Origin of the sequence: Acinetobacter sp. ESL0695, assembly GCF_029392135.1 — a bacterium.
In the GTDB taxonomy this organism is placed as follows: domain Bacteria; phylum Pseudomonadota; class Gammaproteobacteria; order Pseudomonadales; family Moraxellaceae; genus Acinetobacter; species Acinetobacter pollinis.
Genome location: NZ_CP113932.1, coordinates 1,518,321 through 1,532,927 on the forward strand (window position 1 = coordinate 1,518,321; position 14,607 = coordinate 1,532,927).

A 14,607-nucleotide genomic window follows, 5' to 3' on the forward strand; every position below is an offset into this window, starting at 1 on the left:
CGTCTAATCATTTCATCTATTTATTTACAACATATCTTCAGGATATTGCCCTGCACTGATAATGAAACCACCAACTTCACGTTGGCCATACAGAATCGGTACTGGGTTGCCTTGGGCAACTGTCGTAACCGCAGAACCAAAACCGTAATTGGATTTATTAGAATCATTGGCATCAGAGGTATTGGCTTTGGGCATCAGCATTGAAGTCACACCACCAATGGCCATGCCTGCCCCTGCACCGATCAACGCCATACCGACAACTGTACCTGTACCAAAAGTGAATACACCCACACCGATCATGATTGCACCGAGTACCGTTTGCAGTGCACCGCCAGCACCTTCGACAATTGGCACAATCCGAATCAGTTCAGCGTTGTTCTGCATATCCAATTCTTGTTCAGAAATGGTGGCGCGATGATCGATAAAGATAGCAAAGCGTAAGCCCTTTAAATGTGCATTTAAAAAGAACTGTTCAAGCCCTTTGATCTGCACCGAAAGCAGTCGCATACCCTCTTGAACCGAGTCCACTTGCAACCGCCATTCTTTACCGAATTGTTCACGTAATACACCATGAAAACGAATCGTTTTAAAGCTCATAACTCACCTTTTAGATAATAAAAAACCACCTATTTGGTGGCTTTGAGTTCTTCAAGGGCTTTCCTTTCTTCACGAATCGCCTTATGGTGCTCATCGACCATATCACTCAACTTAAAAACTTCCATTCTTAAGTCAAACCCTCGTGCAAAAAAACCTTGGCAAATTAGCCGTGTTTTCTCGTCAGCATAGCCCTCTCCATTATCTCTAAGTGTGATATCCAAACCCTGTGATAATGCGTATTCTTCAAAGTTTTTTTTGCAATATAAATCATACTTAGACTTTAAATGTAGCATTTGTTTACCGTAGTCTGTAGTCATCAACTTACTCCTTTATGACGTAATACTTTCACAGTTCTTTCTAACCAATTCGGGCCATAGATTTCACGCTTAGAGCTTTGGTTATATGGGTGATGTAGAAATAGACTATTGCCATGACACGGATCTGTTGTTTCAGTCTTTAACTGCCACTTCTCACCCAACCAAATCAGTGCGTGATTTGGGTGTTCAGTTCGTCCAACATTGCACAGCAATACATCACCATATTGTGGTTCACTCACCTCAACAAAGCCTGTCTTGGCATAGTTTTCCACATACAATGAGGCGTGGTCTTTGGCTTCCCACCAACGATCATCACGCTCAAAATCAAGTAGCTCAATCCCCATTTCACGACTATAAAAGTCACGAATTAAGGTATAACAATCTTGCCAACCGTGGTGATACAAACGTCCAACAAGAGGTGCTTGATAGCCACATGGCTCATATGTTTGAATGTCGGCCGCTGGATAGGCACAGATGATCCAAGTCTTACCGTGCAGTTCAATCTGATGCTTATCCAGTGCTGAAGCAATCGCTGTACCATCTGGGTGACTATGCACATACGCTTCAATCTCTCCTCGATCTTCTAATCGAGCTAGTCCTTTTGGATCCATTTCAAAGTGTTCTTGTGGACGTTTAGAAACATTGTCCAAACGAATAAAATCACCGTCCACTACCACACCACACATTTCATCAGGATAAGCATCACGACTCGCAATAATGATTTGCTGTCTCAGACTTTCAGAAATATTCATATCACTTTCCTATCAAGCTCGATGCAGGGAAACCGCCATAGTTGGATTCGTTATAACGACTTTTACATGCTCTAAAATCACCACGACATTTGTCTTGGCTTGGGTCATCCGTAGGTTCATTTTTATCTGTAAAGTACTTCATGCCTGTGTACTGACATTGCTCACCTCTGTAGCCATCAATGGCCCACTGGCAATAACCTGTAATATTACGTACTGGAATTTTTAAGCCTTGGAAGTCAATTGGGTTAGACAGCTCAAATGCCACGGTTTGAATATTTTCAGAAGTCTTTTGCTCGATGTACCACACTTGTGTTTTAGACTCATTCACATTGGCATGCGGATTGCCCTGGCTAAAGTTTTCACTGTCTAAGTATTTCGCAAAGGTACGAATCACTTTTAGCTTTGCACCGGCAAAATCATCAAAGTTTAAACAGTAAGCAGAGACTGCGCCTTGTACCCCATTAATGCTGTTGGCCATCGTCAGTGTGGGTGTGGAGGCCTTACCTGTTGAACTCATTTCTAAGCCATCAACCTGTAGTGCCATTGGCTCATAGGTTTGACCATCAAAGATGATGTTTCGGTACCAGACTTGCTCACCACCTACATCAAATAACTTATCAGCATGAATTGAGGTTGAATCTGCAGTGATACTTGTACTATCGACTGTTGAATAAATGCGTTGCCAATCCTGATAAGAGATATGGCCATGAAAGCGCAGTACACCAGCACCCAAATTGGTGGCATCCAATTCAAACAGTGTAATCAGACCATCAATATACAGTTTTTGTACATCAGAAGTTAACGACATGATGAACTCCTATTAAAAAAGCCACTGTTTAAGTGGCTTGTAGTGATACTGGCAAATCGCCCGATCCATCGGTTTTAAGATAGGCCCTTAAAGATTTTCGGTAATCTGTCCACATGTTTTTCGTAGACTCGAGTGTTTTAATATCACCATCTTCATCTTCGATTTGTTGTGAGAGTGCATCAATCTTTAATGTGGCAATGTCATATTCAGACTGTGCTTTTTGTAAATTGCCATCTTTTTTAATTTGAAGCTTTTGTTCATCAGTTAAATAGTTCTGAGGATTCAAGTGGCGATCAACTTCATCAGCCGTCATTAAGACCATATCTGATGTGATGTAATCGTCTTGAGAGCCATCATCTTCAAATGCGTAAACTTGATCATCTTTTTTATAATATTTCATGAGAGTTCATTCCATTCTTCAATTGAGAAGTCATTTGGCAGTGTTCCAGCCAAAAGTTTTAAGCTGTAAGATTGTGCATTTTCAACAATACAGAATAATCCAATTCCTCTCGCATTAAGTTGATAGGCCTGTTGCTGCAATTGGCTCCCGGTATAAAGTCCAATCCTTACATCACCAATTCCGTGAAAAATAGATTCAAAACGAATTGATACTGCAATTAAACGCCCTGTTGTATTGACATAAGTCGTGTCCATTGAACGGTTTGTTTTAACTGAGCGCCATGTCTGTCCTGCACCAAGTGTTGCAAGTTTGGCAGCAGCACCTTCAGGTGTTGTAGCACCAGTGCCTCCTTTAGTGAGAGGTAATGCATTTGGTAGATTCCCATTCGCATCTGCCCCAAGCTGACTATATAACTCACTGTCATTTTGATTCAGCTTATTAAATGCTGAACGTGCAGCATCCCCTGAACCATCATTGGCATTTGCACCAATATTTACGGTTTGCTTCGCCATATCGACTCCAAATTTTTGGCATAAAAAAAGCACCTTTCGGTGCACTGATTGATTTGATTTTAAAACTGCTGTTTAAATGTGGTTGAGATTCGCCAGACGCTACCGCCTAAGCATGTAGGCGTATAACTGGTATCTGTTTTAACTCGGACTGTGCCATCTAAAGGCGATTCCCAGATAAATGAGTCTGCCCCCTTATGATCATCAAAGAACGACTTAATCGCTAAGATTTCATCTTTTAACGCGGTTCGTTGATAACTCCACTGCCCTTTTCGATTATTGATCCCGACAGATGCATCTTGCTCATACCCATCACCAAACACATTAGACAGTGTGTTAAAGGTTTGGGTATTTGAGTTGCCATCTAAATCAGATTTGAATGTGAATTGTCTGTCGCTCATGATTTTTACTCATAAAAAACCACCCGAAGGTGGTCTTTAATTTGATTTAAGCTACAAAGAGAAGTCCTACTCAGCCAGATCAATGACACAAGTAGGATTTATTGGTTTGAAATAAATTAGTGAAAAAGATTTTCCCAATTTGTTGGTAAGAATTGCCAGTCTTTCTCTTCTATTTTCCCAGAAGAGATAAGATTAATGTTTTCTGCAACTAAAATTAATTCTATTGATGTCTTATTAAATATAAAATTAAATGTGAATTTATCATCTAGCAATTTTTCAATAATTATATCAGTAATGAAAAACTGCCCATTGGATAAATCATTATTAATACTTAATTTAGTGATTGAAGCTCTTTCAAATACCACTAGTGCTTTTTCAAGTGAATATAAATCACTGTCGCAATCGTAATCAGAAAAGATTTGCACATATAGGATTAAATTTAAATCCATTGTATTTGGGTTTATATCTAAAAGAAAACCAAACAGTCTTGCATCATGTAACTGAGAAATGATTTTTTCAATTTTATCTATCATAAAGGTATTTCACAATATAGGAATAAAATCTTAACTAACTAGATCAGTAAGGCTTTATTTCTGTGATTATTAAAAGAGTGTTATTCAAATTTGAATGATTGAATTTGAGTTAAAGCGATTTGAATTTTTTCTTTATCAAACTCATCAACAGTATCTAAACCCATTAAATACTTTAAGAAATCTATCAGTATACTAAATTGTTTTTTACTAAAATAATTTAACAGCGTATTAAAATCTTCTGTTTTAAAAATTAGTGTACTTAACCAAGAATTAAAACTAAATCCATCAATATAATCTGGGTTACATAGTTTATGAATCATTATTGATGGTGTGTAAAATAAATATGCTTGGGGTTGTAAAAATATAAAACCTTCTCTATACCTATTTAAATATTCAACAGAAACATCTAGTGGATTAGGAAACTTATTAGACATTTTCCTTTTTCCTTTAATAGCTTCAATAGCTTCTTCAATTTCCTCCAGTAGCCACCAACGGTGCTCTGTCATTCCCTCAATTTCTCGCTTATCCCATTCTTCACGGGTTAAATTAGAATCGATATGTTTTTCATCAAAATGCCAATGACTAGTATCGTAATAATCTTCTTCAGCTAGAGTATAGGCATCACCTAAAGTGACATTTTTGAACTCTTGGCTTATTTGTGCTAATAGATCTTCTTTGTTCATAAAACTGTTTAACCATTAGTTCTAAATTTATTAAAATTCCTAAGCCCTACTTAGCCAGATCAATGACACAAGTAAGGCTTTGTTTCGATGGTTCTCAGAAATCACTATTTGTCTTGATTGTGATTTACGAATGTTATTTCCTCTGTAACTTGAGGATAGTGAATTAATCCTGCTTGATCGGATAAAACTAGTAATCCATATTCTAAATAATCCCACTCTTCTTTTGGATATAATTTAGAATATTTAGACTCCTGAATGATAGCAACAACAATACCGAACACATTACTGCTTAATTCAACATAATCCTCAAGTTCTATTGACTCTCTAGTATAATATTTCATTGTTTTCCTTAAGATTCTTTATTCCACTATGGTTATTTGTGGTGCTTGTTGACTTAAAATTTCTATAACTTTTTCTTGAGTCAATATTATACAGTGTTGGTATTTTCCTTTATGAATATCAGAGCTTTGTCCGTTAAACCAATCAATTAATTCAGAATCTTCTGAAGTAAAAAACCAAGCTGTACCATCAAAATTTTGTTCATCCAATATTTTAAACGCATCACTTTCATTTATGGTTCTGAGTACCAAGTAACTATCAAAACTAACAATTTTTTTACTCTCATCAAAATAACATTCAAAAAATAAACCATCTTCTGCATCAAAGGTGAATTTATCCAAAAATGGTACATCTAAGTATCTGTTAAACTCTTTTTTTTGCCAATTCTTCATATTTGTTGTTCACTTCAAAACTACCCATCAGTGTATAAAAAAGCCACCTTCTTCTAGTTGGTGGCTATTCATATATTGAGTCTACTACTCAGTAGAAATAATTTTAGGGTATGACTCGCTAAGATGTTCATCACTAAAGATGTCTATAATCTTTTCTTGAGTAATTATTATAAAGTGCTGACAAACACCTTCATATGTACCGTAGTTTTCTTCATTAAACCACTCCATTAAATCAGATTTTTCAGATGTAAATAACCACGATTTGTCATCTAAATTTTGTAATTGTATATTCCTATCCATTACTCTCATTAAACGAGGAAATCCAAATTTTATAAGTTTGGTTCCAGATGTGAATTGTAATTTTAAAAATAGTCCTCTTTCATCTTCAATTGCACCACCTTTTTCTATAATATCTTGTAAAAATGGGATATTTACTAAGCCATTAACGGTGTGTTTAGTCCAAGACGATATCATCAATATTTCTCCTTATGAAAATTGGCTAAAGAACTTTAGGTGGATTCCTAGCTAAAACTTCAATAACATCATCTTGGCTAGTAATTACGTAGTGTTTATAAGTACCTTTAAATAACATATTACTCTGTTGATCAAACCAATCAATTAAGCTAGATTGGCTTGTTGAAAATAATCGGGTTTTGTTATGAAAATCTGATACATTTAGAGTATTTAAAGCAAAACCTTCATATATTTTTCTAAAAAATATATGATGCTCAAAATGTAGCCTCAGTTTTTTTTCAGAGTCTTCAAAGCAAAAATCAAGATATAACTCATCTTTATTTAAATAAAATTTTGATAAAAATGGACAGCTTAAATCTTTTATTTGATCAATATCGTGTTTAACCCAAATAGACATATGTGATCTCCTTTATCAGTATCGAATTTTTATATTTCTTTTTGCTATTTCTAAAGTAGGACGACCATCTTCACTATAAGAACGAGCTGTTACCCATTGATTATTCCGAAGTTGACCAATAGTCACCGTATCATTTGGGTTAGAACGCACTGTACGAATATTCTTTAATCCTAGTGAATTAAAGTCTTTCATAACTTGATCGAAACCACCATGTCCAATTCTTTCATAAATATTATTATTTGTTGATTTAGCATCTTCAGGTGCTTTTTTCACCTGATTTGTCTTTTTCAGCAAGTTATCAATCTTCTGATTAGCATCTTCCTCATCATCATTATTAGGAGGTGTTGGGTTGGCAGTCGTTGAGTTTCCAGAAGTGGAAGGAACAGGCTTAGTAGCAGAATTATTGCCACTGTTGCTATTCCCCCCATTATTGTTGTTTCCGTTATTGCTTCCAATGCTCTGTGCTTCTTTTAATTTAGCATCTAACTGAGCTTCTAAAGATTTTCTATAATCTTCATCATGCTCAAGCATATCTTGTACTACAGAGGCAATATAGGCTTTAGCGTCTGGATTCCCTTGTTCTGCTAAATTGATGATCTGTGTGGCTAATGTGGTGAGAGGAATTGTTTTATCAGCAGAATCTTTATAAGTACCCTCATACTTTCTACATACTTGTGAATAGTCCCTACTATCTCCACGACTATCATTGTAAGAAATTTCGAAATAACCAGGACATCCTTGTAATTTGCTTAGGTCATTATCTGCGTATTCAAGAAATTTAACCGTCACTTTGGTGTTCCGGTAATATTTCTGTGCACTAACTGATAAATTGTTCATTAATGTATTTATGGAAGAAGCATAACCTAATTGTGGCCAATTACTAGTAAAATAAGAGTAGCGTATATAAATACATGAAGAACTATTTACGCAAGTTTTTAGCTTGTATTTTAATTCCTGTTTAGCAGGATCCATTACATAATCAACACCATCGAGTAGAGCCTGTGTCACAGCACTCATTGCTAAACCAACTAATCCTCCTTTAACTAGGTTCTTAGCCACTTGTGCAGAACTAGGCGAGATAGCTACTGTTGACCTCACACCATTCTTTACAGCTTCCCATGTGGTTGTTGCGCCATTTACCACAGAATTACCCAGTGACCAACCGCCACCTATAGCCACAGAGGCGTGAACAGATTGAAACTGCATCACAAAGATTAATGTGATGGCTAAAAATTTCTTAAAATAACTCACTTTCATTTCTTAAATAGTTATGTGGACAATAAAAGTAATGGATTACGCTTTTATAATCAATATATACATAATATTAACAATTAAATTATATTAAGATAATTAAATCACACTATTTAGGAGTAAGCCTCTTAAAAAGTGGCCTACCTCCTGTCATAAACTACTTACTCAGTAGCCCTCCTTGTCGTTGTTCTTGCCGAATGATTGTACGCACTGCATTTCCAATCATTTGCCCTAGCTGTTTTTGATTGTCAGTATTTCCACCTGATGTTGCTGTACCTGAACCTGTGACATTTACTTCAATATTCACATCACCCTGTTGCTGACTACCACTACTTAACTGGTTTGAAATTGAACTAGAAGCACCACCAACCACACCACCATCAGAATAGCCTTTAATACCCTTTCGGATACCTTCAACCGCAGATACACCACCTAGTCGAGCCACATCAGCTTGCGAGAATACAACCTCACCTTTATGCACCACACCTGCTGTTTCATATTTACCGCCCGAGCCTGTATAGCCACCTTCTGAGAAGCCTGCTATGGTCTGAGCTGCGATAAGTCCTGCATTTGCATAACCCATACCTGTAATCATGGAAGCATATGTCATTTTCTGAGCTAATGTTAATGCACTTGGATCTGCTAAAACTTGTGCAGCAGCTAAATGAGTCGATACTAGCGTTGAAGCAATAGAGAATGCCTGTTGGGCTGCTAAGGCAATTTTATAGGCAGTAGATTGCTCCCCACTTGCATCTTTCACTGATTGAGTAAGTTGAGACCAAGTATTCTGTCCCTGACTAAGTAAAGACCCCCAGATCTGTAACTGAGATTGATACTCAGACTTTTGTAACTCTTTTGCTTTATCAGCATATTCAGCTTGAATAGCAGCTTTATTTTCCTCATGAGCTCTGACTGCATCTTCAATCAACTTGTCATATGTCTGCTGATCTATAAGTCGTTGCTCTAATTGAGACTTATAATCTTCATCCTTCTTCTTAAGTGACTCATCATTTGACGTGTATGCCATATTCTCAGAATTAACTAAATCCTGTCCTTTGCGTTGACTTGATGATAAAGAGTAATACAGTACCTTTTGCTTTGCCTGAGCTAACTCTTTTTCATTTGTTTCATTCAGTACACGAAGTTTTGCATCTTGTGTCTCTGTATATTTGGCCAACTCATAGATAGCTTCATCATTGATACCATTGATTCTTTCTTGTTTTTGCTCCTCTGTAAGATCAGTCGATGACCGCATTAACTGTTTCTTTACTTCAGCATCATTTGCTATTTTTTGCTGTCCAACCCAAGCCCAACCATTAACTTGTTGATCAAACTGCATTTTAGATAACTGCGTTTGAGCTTCATAGTTTGACTGCTCTTGTTTCATTTGGTCAGTTAAACCATATTTTTGCAAATCTGCCATGCGCTTAATATGATCAGTCTGACGCTTCCCATCAGCCGTATCATATTCTTCTTTCAGTTTTTTAATATCATCTTGTGATTTCTGAATCAGCTTAATTTGATCACCTAAAGATGAATTAAAATCTTTCGTAGAACCACTGTAACCATTAATACCAGCTAAATAGCTATAAGCATCTTTGACATATTTATTGTTTACCGAACCAAGTTTTGTACCACGTTCAACATTTCCCTCACCTGCATGATAGGCACGTACAGCCTTTTCTAAGTTTCCATTAAACTTTTCGAGTAGATAACTTAAATACTTTGCAGCACCTTCGGCAGCCTGACCTATATCAAAGCTATTTTTCACCCCATATTGCTTTGCCGTGCTTGGTAACATCTGAAATGCTCCCTGTGCACCACTTGAGGCATTATAAGCTTTGGCATTACCACGACTTTCATTCATTACAATTGCTGAAAGTAATCCATTTGTTAGGCCATGTTTCTGCTCTATTCCTGAGAAATTATATTGCTGTGCTAACGATCGAACTTTTGAATTGACTTGTAATATTTGCTGTTGCTTTTCAAGTTCTTTCGTTTGATTACGTTTTGCTTGGGTAATAGTGTCTTCTTTGTCCTTAAGCGCACTAGTTACATCCATTGCTTTTTTGATGTTATCTAACTCGGAGGTTGAAACTATTGCAGTTGTACCTTGAGGTGCGACTTTTTGTTTTGCTTCCTGCAATTCAGCAACTTTATCCGCTACTTCTTTCGTGTAGCCAGCATTCAATAAAGCAAGTTTAAATTTAGCTTCGTCTGTATCGGTATTTAGCTTATCGAAAAAAGCCTTCTGTGCTTTCGCTGCATTTGTTGCTGCAATCGTATTTTTATCTAATGAATCTGAGTTCTTATCAACTAAAGCACTTGCATTTTGCGCTTTGTTACCTGCCATCTCAGTTTTGATACCAAAAAAGCTTAAAGCCTCAGAAGCAGCATTAACTAAACCTCTTTTTTCCTCATAAGTATCATTGTCCTGTTGAAGCTGTCGCAATTGATCTGGTGTTACATAGTCAAGCTTGTTCAACATTTTTATAGCATCTGATTGACTAAGCGTACCTTGTCTTACTCGATTAGAAATATCAGCGACTTGATTACTAAACTTATAGGTATTTTGTAAATCAATAATATGTCCATTAAAAATATCATTTGCTTCTTTGAGTGCTTTATTTTGACCTTCAAAAGATGATTTTAAATCATCGACTGCTCCTTTCTTTTGAACACCTTGTAAAGCTAAAAGCTCCTCTCTTGTTTTACGTGCTGTCTTCGTTTGTTCCGCTAATTTCTCATTTGTTTCTGATGTACTATCTCTCATAGCAAAATAAGAAGCTGCGGCACCTGCAACAGCAATACCTAAACCAACTGGCCCACCAATTACACCAATTAATGAACGACCCAAAGTAAAGGCTGTCATTTTTGCTGCGTTGTTTGCAAGTACAGCACGTGTTTCTAAATTCCACTGCACAATACTTTGTGTCATGGAAATGGTTTGTTTTACAATCTGTGTTGTAATTAAACCCATTAGTGTCACAACACCTAAATTGGCGAAGGTATTAAAATTATTTGCGATAAGTTGAATACCATCAGCCAATGATTTTGCAGTACCACTGCCCTTTCCTGCCTCACCCACAAACTTAGTAACTTCATTATTCAATATTGTGAATGACTGACCAATTGTTGAATCTGTTCTTGAGAAAAGCTCATCTACAGATTTTTTAGATTTATCTAGAGCTTTAATAAGTGCTTCAGATGTAATAGATCCCGTAGCGGCAACCGTTCTCAATTGACCAACTGTAATTCCCATCCCTTCGGCAATTGCTTTTGCAAGTCCGGGAGCCTGTTCCATGACTGAATTAAGTTCTTCACCGCGTAATGTCCCTGCGGATAAAGCTTGATTGAATTGAACCAATGCCGCTTCTGCTGATGCTGTACTTGATCCTGATATAGCAACTGCTTTAGAGACCGTTTCGGTTAAGCTTGCAGTATGCTCCATACTCAAGCCAAGAGTTTTCGCATTATTGGCAAAGCCTTGATAAACCTGAGCAGCACTTTCCCACGATTGTCTCGTATTTTGTGCAATCTTAAAGGTGTCATTCATTGCTTGGTTTAGCTCAATTTGACCTCTCGTTACAAGTTTTAGTCTATTTTGTAGACCTGTATACATATCAGATTTATTAATGGCTTCTGAAATTGAAATATAGCCACCCATAACTACAGCAAGCTTTTTTGCAGATGTAGCAAGTGCTCCCACACCTTGGCTAGATTTATTCGCATTTTCACCAAAGGTTTTTACAGCCTTACTCGCATCATCTCCACTTTTGGTTGTTTCTTTCAAAGCAGCAGCTAAAGCTTCCGCATTTCTTTTAGCATTTTCACCACTAATTTCAATTACCAAACGGCTTTTAGCTTCTGCCATGAGTTGTATCTCCAAATTTTAGGCAATAAAAAACCCACCGTTTGGTGGGCTGTAATGTTGTAATAGGGGTTTAAGAGTTTGAATTCTTGTACATTTCCATACAACTTAACATATACTTGTCTGCAAAATCTGAACGAGCATTATCTTTATATTCTTGTGATGCATATTTAGTCTGCTTATAAGCATCTACAACTATTTTCTTTCCAATATCTCTCTGTCTTCTGTCAGTAATACCATTAGCAATGTCAAGTGCTTCAGATAAAGTTGTTCCATTTTGTCTGGCACCCATCGCCATATATGCAAATGCAGAAATTGATTTGCAGTTTTCTTCATGTTGATCTTCACTGACATGAGGGGGTTTAGCAAAAGTGTTGCTAACTATAAGAGAAACAAAACACCCTAAAATTATTTTTTTCATATTCACTCCTAATTATTAAAGTGAATATAATTTATTAGGCAATAAAAAACCACTCGAAGGTGGTCTTTATAATCTTAAATATTAGAAATTATATCTAAGACCTACATTATAAGTGACCCCATTAAAATCACCTGCTTTGTCATTATAATGATTAATTCCACCATTAGATGAACAAGTACCACGACCTGTACTATTTGACTGTGTACCATTATTACACGTCGTTGGCTTAGTTACTTCCCATAGGAATTTATAACCAAGACCACCATATACAGAAAATCGTTGTGTCAGACTATAACCTGCTTCCAAACCAACAGGTAGAGTAATGAAATTTACATTGTTCTGTAAAGCTGAACTACTTGCAGTCGCAAAACCTAAGCCTAATTTACCTAAAAGGTAAAAGTCATCATTTGCTATAAAGTTATACTGAACACCGCCAGCAATATCAAAGTAATCAACATCATTTTTACTTGCATGTTGGTACTGTGTTTTAGCCCATAATCCATGATTTGTAGGATTACTAGATATACCTAGACCAATACCATTTAAATTAGATGTTCCATTATTATCTTGGGATTTTGCATTCATACCAGTGTATTCAAGTGATACTGATGCAGCATTAGCAAAAGAAGTTATAGCTATTAATGATAATCCAGCGAGTATTTTAGTCATTGTGTAACTCTTTGTTAAATTTCGCCCGAAATATAACAACAATGTGAATATATAGTAAAGAAATATTCTTTTAAATTTTGAATAAAAAAACCACCCGAAGGTGGCTTTTTAATAGCTTGATTTAATAACTCGGAACGTGTGTTCCCTCTTCTCCAGTATAAGGATTTGTATTTCCTATGCTGCTATAATTATCTCTTTGAGTATTATTTTCCGAACTACGATGATATGGCTCAACATATGTTCCATTACTACGCGTATAACCTGATACTTCAGTATCATGACTACCATAAGAGTAGCCACTATAAGAAGATCCATTACGAGCAAATGAAGCTGTTGTTATTACACTTAAAATAGTGATCAGTAGTATTTTTTTCATTTTTAAGACCATTCATATAATGAGAAGTAAACTTAGCATTCTAATCTTAAATTAAATACTTTCTTTCCTAACCTTATAGTGCTTATGATTAAATAAAAAAAATCCCTCAAATGAAGGATTCTTTTTATTTAAAATTCTTATTTTAAAAGATTAGCACGTGCCATTATTTCTTGAGGAACATCCTGTTTTAAAACAACAGTTAGAGACTTTGTATTGGCAGTCGTTTTAACATTATTTGCCTCTAAAACAGCATTAACATCTTCAGGACTTAAGTTATACATTGCACCTGTTAATGGATCCACAATTAATAGACCAATCAGACCACCAAATAATAAGTTTGCTACATACCAACCACTCACACCACCAGTAACCATAACAGTTTTTGTCTCATAACCATCTTTCGAGAAAGTTACCTGATACTGTTCTGATTTAAAGTAACCAGCTCCTTTTTTTAACGTAACTGTTGCTGGAGTTTGACCTGTATGAATCTTTTCACCATTACGGTTAGTAATTGTAATTTTAGAATTATCTGGTACTGATTTAAATGACAACGTTTGAGTTGATCCTGAAATAATACTTGCACAGCCAGTAAAACATAATGTTGTTGAAATTAGAGAAGCTGTTAAAAAACGTTTCATTTGATACTATCCATTCATAATATACATTAATTATCATATATTATAAGCATTGTTACAAATTTTACAATTTACACCTACAATCTTTCAAAAATTTATCATCTAAAGCAAGAATACTTTCTACAAATACCACCGTTTCAATATCACAGCCGTATACCTGAAAGTACGCCTGAATATCTTGTAGTGATAGATCAAGAGGTATTGCTTCGATATAACGACGTGATCGAGAAATAATGTTAAACGCACCTAAAATATAAGATGCGGTAAAACTTGGCTTGATTGGCTCAGACGCTTTAAGCCCCAAAGCCTCACGTTGTTTTCTTTGGTGCTCAGTCGTTATTCCGTACTTTCTTTGCTCGTAGAGTCTGAGGACTTTCCCACCTCTTCAGCCAGTGTAGTTGTATAATCCTTTTCAAGCTCAAATGCTTTATTGATAACAAATGTCGCTATCTCTAATGACTCTTGCGTTTGTGTGCATAGAATCTCAGCATTTTTAGCACTGTACTCAAATGGTTTGTTTGGTTCTGCATCAATACCAGTCCAGCCAAGTAATAGATGTGAGATTGCACGATTAAAGGCTAACTTAGAGCCTTCTGCCGTATCATCTGTAATTGCTTTTGCACCTTGCAACTCTTGTTCAGCTTGCATGTTATTCAGTTCAAGTGCGCGGTTAAATGATGGCTTATTTGAACTGGCAATGAGCAGTCGAACTCCATCTTTATAATCACACCAAACTTGTGAAAACTCAGCTTTAGGCGGTTGTTCAATCTTGATTAGCATAT

Annotated in this window: 21 protein-coding genes; all 21 read right to left on the minus strand. The window is 36.2% G+C overall.

The window, feature by feature from the left end; all coding sequences use genetic code 11:
* Window positions 1–24 precede the first annotated feature (24 nt).
* On the minus strand, window positions 25–597 hold the full coding sequence (locus tag OZX61_RS07210; protein ID WP_277094368.1) for a tail assembly protein: 573 nt from the start codon (window positions 595–597) through the stop codon (window positions 25–27).
* 29 nt (window positions 598–626) lie between these two features.
* A complete protein-coding gene (locus tag OZX61_RS07215; protein ID WP_277094369.1) occupies window positions 627–914 on the minus strand; it encodes a hypothetical protein in 288 nt (95 codons plus the stop codon).
* Window positions 914–1,666 carry an NlpC/P60 family protein gene (locus OZX61_RS07220; protein ID WP_277094370.1) on the minus strand — a complete coding sequence of 251 codons (753 nt, stop codon included), beginning with the start codon at window positions 1,664–1,666 and terminating at the stop codon, window positions 914–916. Before OZX61_RS07220 ends, OZX61_RS07215 begins: the two co-directional genes overlap by 1 nt.
* 1 nt (window position 1,667) lies before the next feature.
* Entirely contained in the window at window positions 1,668–2,474 is an 807-nt protein-coding gene (locus tag OZX61_RS07225) for a phage minor tail protein L (protein WP_277094371.1), read from the minus strand.
* A 28-nt stretch (window positions 2,475–2,502) separates the two neighbouring features.
* On the minus strand, window positions 2,503–2,874 hold the full coding sequence (locus OZX61_RS07230; protein WP_277094373.1) for a hypothetical protein: 372 nt from the start codon (window positions 2,872–2,874) through the stop codon (window positions 2,503–2,505).
* Window positions 2,871–3,386 (minus strand): hypothetical protein, encoded by a 516-nt coding sequence (locus OZX61_RS07235; RefSeq protein ID WP_277094374.1) that lies wholly within the window; start codon window positions 3,384–3,386, stop codon window positions 2,871–2,873. Before OZX61_RS07235 ends, OZX61_RS07230 begins: the two co-directional genes overlap by 4 nt.
* A gap of 59 nt (window positions 3,387–3,445) precedes the next feature.
* Window positions 3,446–3,784, minus strand: a complete 339-nt coding sequence (locus OZX61_RS07240; RefSeq protein WP_277094376.1) for a phage tail protein — start codon at window positions 3,782–3,784, stop codon at window positions 3,446–3,448.
* Between the two features lie 116 nt (window positions 3,785–3,900).
* Window positions 3,901–4,317: a hypothetical protein gene (locus OZX61_RS07245; RefSeq protein WP_277094377.1), complete on the minus strand. Its 417-nt coding sequence runs from the start codon at window positions 4,315–4,317 to the stop codon at window positions 3,901–3,903.
* Window positions 4,318–4,397: 80 nt separating this feature from the next.
* The gene (locus OZX61_RS07250; RefSeq protein ID WP_277094378.1) at window positions 4,398–5,000 is read right to left on the minus strand and encodes a hypothetical protein; all 603 of its coding nucleotides are present in this window, start codon (window positions 4,998–5,000) and stop codon (window positions 4,398–4,400) included.
* Between the two features lie 104 nt (window positions 5,001–5,104).
* Window positions 5,105–5,341, minus strand: a complete 237-nt coding sequence (locus tag OZX61_RS07255; protein WP_277094379.1) for a hypothetical protein — start codon at window positions 5,339–5,341, stop codon at window positions 5,105–5,107.
* 18 nt (window positions 5,342–5,359) lie between these two features.
* Window positions 5,360–5,731, minus strand: coding sequence for a hypothetical protein (locus tag OZX61_RS07260; protein WP_277094380.1), 372 nt, complete (start codon window positions 5,729–5,731; stop codon window positions 5,360–5,362).
* Between the two features lie 84 nt (window positions 5,732–5,815).
* Window positions 5,816–6,205: a hypothetical protein gene (locus OZX61_RS07265; RefSeq protein ID WP_277094381.1), complete on the minus strand. Its 390-nt coding sequence runs from the start codon at window positions 6,203–6,205 to the stop codon at window positions 5,816–5,818.
* Between the two features lie 25 nt (window positions 6,206–6,230).
* Window positions 6,231–6,602, minus strand: coding sequence for a hypothetical protein (locus OZX61_RS07270; RefSeq protein WP_277094382.1), 372 nt, complete (start codon window positions 6,600–6,602; stop codon window positions 6,231–6,233).
* A gap of 15 nt (window positions 6,603–6,617) precedes the next feature.
* The gene (locus OZX61_RS07275; RefSeq protein WP_277094383.1) at window positions 6,618–7,853 is read right to left on the minus strand and encodes a hypothetical protein; all 1,236 of its coding nucleotides are present in this window, start codon (window positions 7,851–7,853) and stop codon (window positions 6,618–6,620) included.
* 157 nt (window positions 7,854–8,010) lie between these two features.
* Window positions 8,011–11,727 carry a tape measure protein gene (locus OZX61_RS07280; protein ID WP_277094384.1) on the minus strand — a complete coding sequence of 1,239 codons (3,717 nt, stop codon included), beginning with the start codon at window positions 11,725–11,727 and terminating at the stop codon, window positions 8,011–8,013.
* A gap of 70 nt (window positions 11,728–11,797) precedes the next feature.
* Window positions 11,798–12,145, minus strand: coding sequence for a hypothetical protein (locus OZX61_RS07285; RefSeq protein ID WP_277094385.1), 348 nt, complete (start codon window positions 12,143–12,145; stop codon window positions 11,798–11,800).
* Window positions 12,146–12,226: 81 nt separating this feature from the next.
* Window positions 12,227–12,814: a hypothetical protein gene (locus tag OZX61_RS07290; protein ID WP_277094386.1), complete on the minus strand. Its 588-nt coding sequence runs from the start codon at window positions 12,812–12,814 to the stop codon at window positions 12,227–12,229.
* Between the two features lie 121 nt (window positions 12,815–12,935).
* Window positions 12,936–13,190 carry a hypothetical protein gene (locus OZX61_RS07295; protein WP_277094387.1) on the minus strand — a complete coding sequence of 85 codons (255 nt, stop codon included), beginning with the start codon at window positions 13,188–13,190 and terminating at the stop codon, window positions 12,936–12,938.
* Between the two features lie 137 nt (window positions 13,191–13,327).
* Window positions 13,328–13,828, minus strand: coding sequence for a hypothetical protein (locus OZX61_RS07300; protein WP_277094388.1), 501 nt, complete (start codon window positions 13,826–13,828; stop codon window positions 13,328–13,330).
* Between the two features lie 61 nt (window positions 13,829–13,889).
* Entirely contained in the window at window positions 13,890–14,129 is a 240-nt protein-coding gene (locus tag OZX61_RS07305) for a hypothetical protein (protein WP_277094389.1), read from the minus strand.
* Window positions 14,130–14,161: 32 nt separating this feature from the next.
* On the minus strand, window positions 14,162–14,605 hold the full coding sequence (locus OZX61_RS07310) for a hypothetical protein (RefSeq protein ID WP_277094390.1): 444 nt from the start codon (window positions 14,603–14,605) through the stop codon (window positions 14,162–14,164).
* Window positions 14,606–14,607: the final 2 nt, after the last annotated feature.

Bases quoted from the DNA above. Each gene is read 5' to 3' on its own strand.
- OZX61_RS07210 (WP_277094368.1), bottom strand. From the start codon at position 597: ATGAGCTTTAAAACGATTCGTTTTCATGGTGTATTACGTGAACAATTC.
- OZX61_RS07215 (WP_277094369.1), bottom strand. From the start codon at position 914: ATGACTACAGACTACGGTAAACAAATGCTACATTTAAAGTCTAAGTAT.
- OZX61_RS07220 (WP_277094370.1), bottom strand. From the start codon at position 1,666: ATGAATATTTCTGAAAGTCTGAGACAGCAAATCATTATTGCGAGTCGT.
- OZX61_RS07225 (WP_277094371.1), bottom strand. From the start codon at position 2,474: ATGTCGTTAACTTCTGATGTACAAAAACTGTATATTGATGGTCTGATT.
- OZX61_RS07230 (WP_277094373.1), bottom strand. From the start codon at position 2,874: ATGAAATATTATAAAAAAGATGATCAAGTTTACGCATTTGAAGATGAT.
- OZX61_RS07235 (WP_277094374.1), bottom strand. From the start codon at position 3,386: ATGGCGAAGCAAACCGTAAATATTGGTGCAAATGCCAATGATGGTTCA.
- OZX61_RS07240 (WP_277094376.1), bottom strand. From the start codon at position 3,784: ATGAGCGACAGACAATTCACATTCAAATCTGATTTAGATGGCAACTCA.
- OZX61_RS07245 (WP_277094377.1), bottom strand. From the start codon at position 4,317: ATGATAGATAAAATTGAAAAAATCATTTCTCAGTTACATGATGCAAGA.
- OZX61_RS07250 (WP_277094378.1), bottom strand. From the start codon at position 5,000: ATGAACAAAGAAGATCTATTAGCACAAATAAGCCAAGAGTTCAAAAAT.
- OZX61_RS07255 (WP_277094379.1), bottom strand. From the start codon at position 5,341: ATGAAATATTATACTAGAGAGTCAATAGAACTTGAGGATTATGTTGAA.
- OZX61_RS07260 (WP_277094380.1), bottom strand. From the start codon at position 5,731: ATGAAGAATTGGCAAAAAAAAGAGTTTAACAGATACTTAGATGTACCA.
- OZX61_RS07265 (WP_277094381.1), bottom strand. From the start codon at position 6,205: ATGATATCGTCTTGGACTAAACACACCGTTAATGGCTTAGTAAATATC.
- OZX61_RS07270 (WP_277094382.1), bottom strand. From the start codon at position 6,602: ATGTCTATTTGGGTTAAACACGATATTGATCAAATAAAAGATTTAAGC.
- OZX61_RS07280 (WP_277094384.1), bottom strand. From the start codon at position 11,727: ATGGCAGAAGCTAAAAGCCGTTTGGTAATTGAAATTAGTGGTGAAAAT.
- OZX61_RS07285 (WP_277094385.1), bottom strand. From the start codon at position 12,145: ATGAAAAAAATAATTTTAGGGTGTTTTGTTTCTCTTATAGTTAGCAAC.
- OZX61_RS07290 (WP_277094386.1), bottom strand. From the start codon at position 12,814: ATGACTAAAATACTCGCTGGATTATCATTAATAGCTATAACTTCTTTT.
- OZX61_RS07295 (WP_277094387.1), bottom strand. From the start codon at position 13,190: ATGAAAAAAATACTACTGATCACTATTTTAAGTGTAATAACAACAGCT.
- OZX61_RS07300 (WP_277094388.1), bottom strand. From the start codon at position 13,828: ATGAAACGTTTTTTAACAGCTTCTCTAATTTCAACAACATTATGTTTT.
- OZX61_RS07310 (WP_277094390.1), bottom strand. From the start codon at position 14,605: ATGCTAATCAAGATTGAACAACCGCCTAAAGCTGAGTTTTCACAAGTT.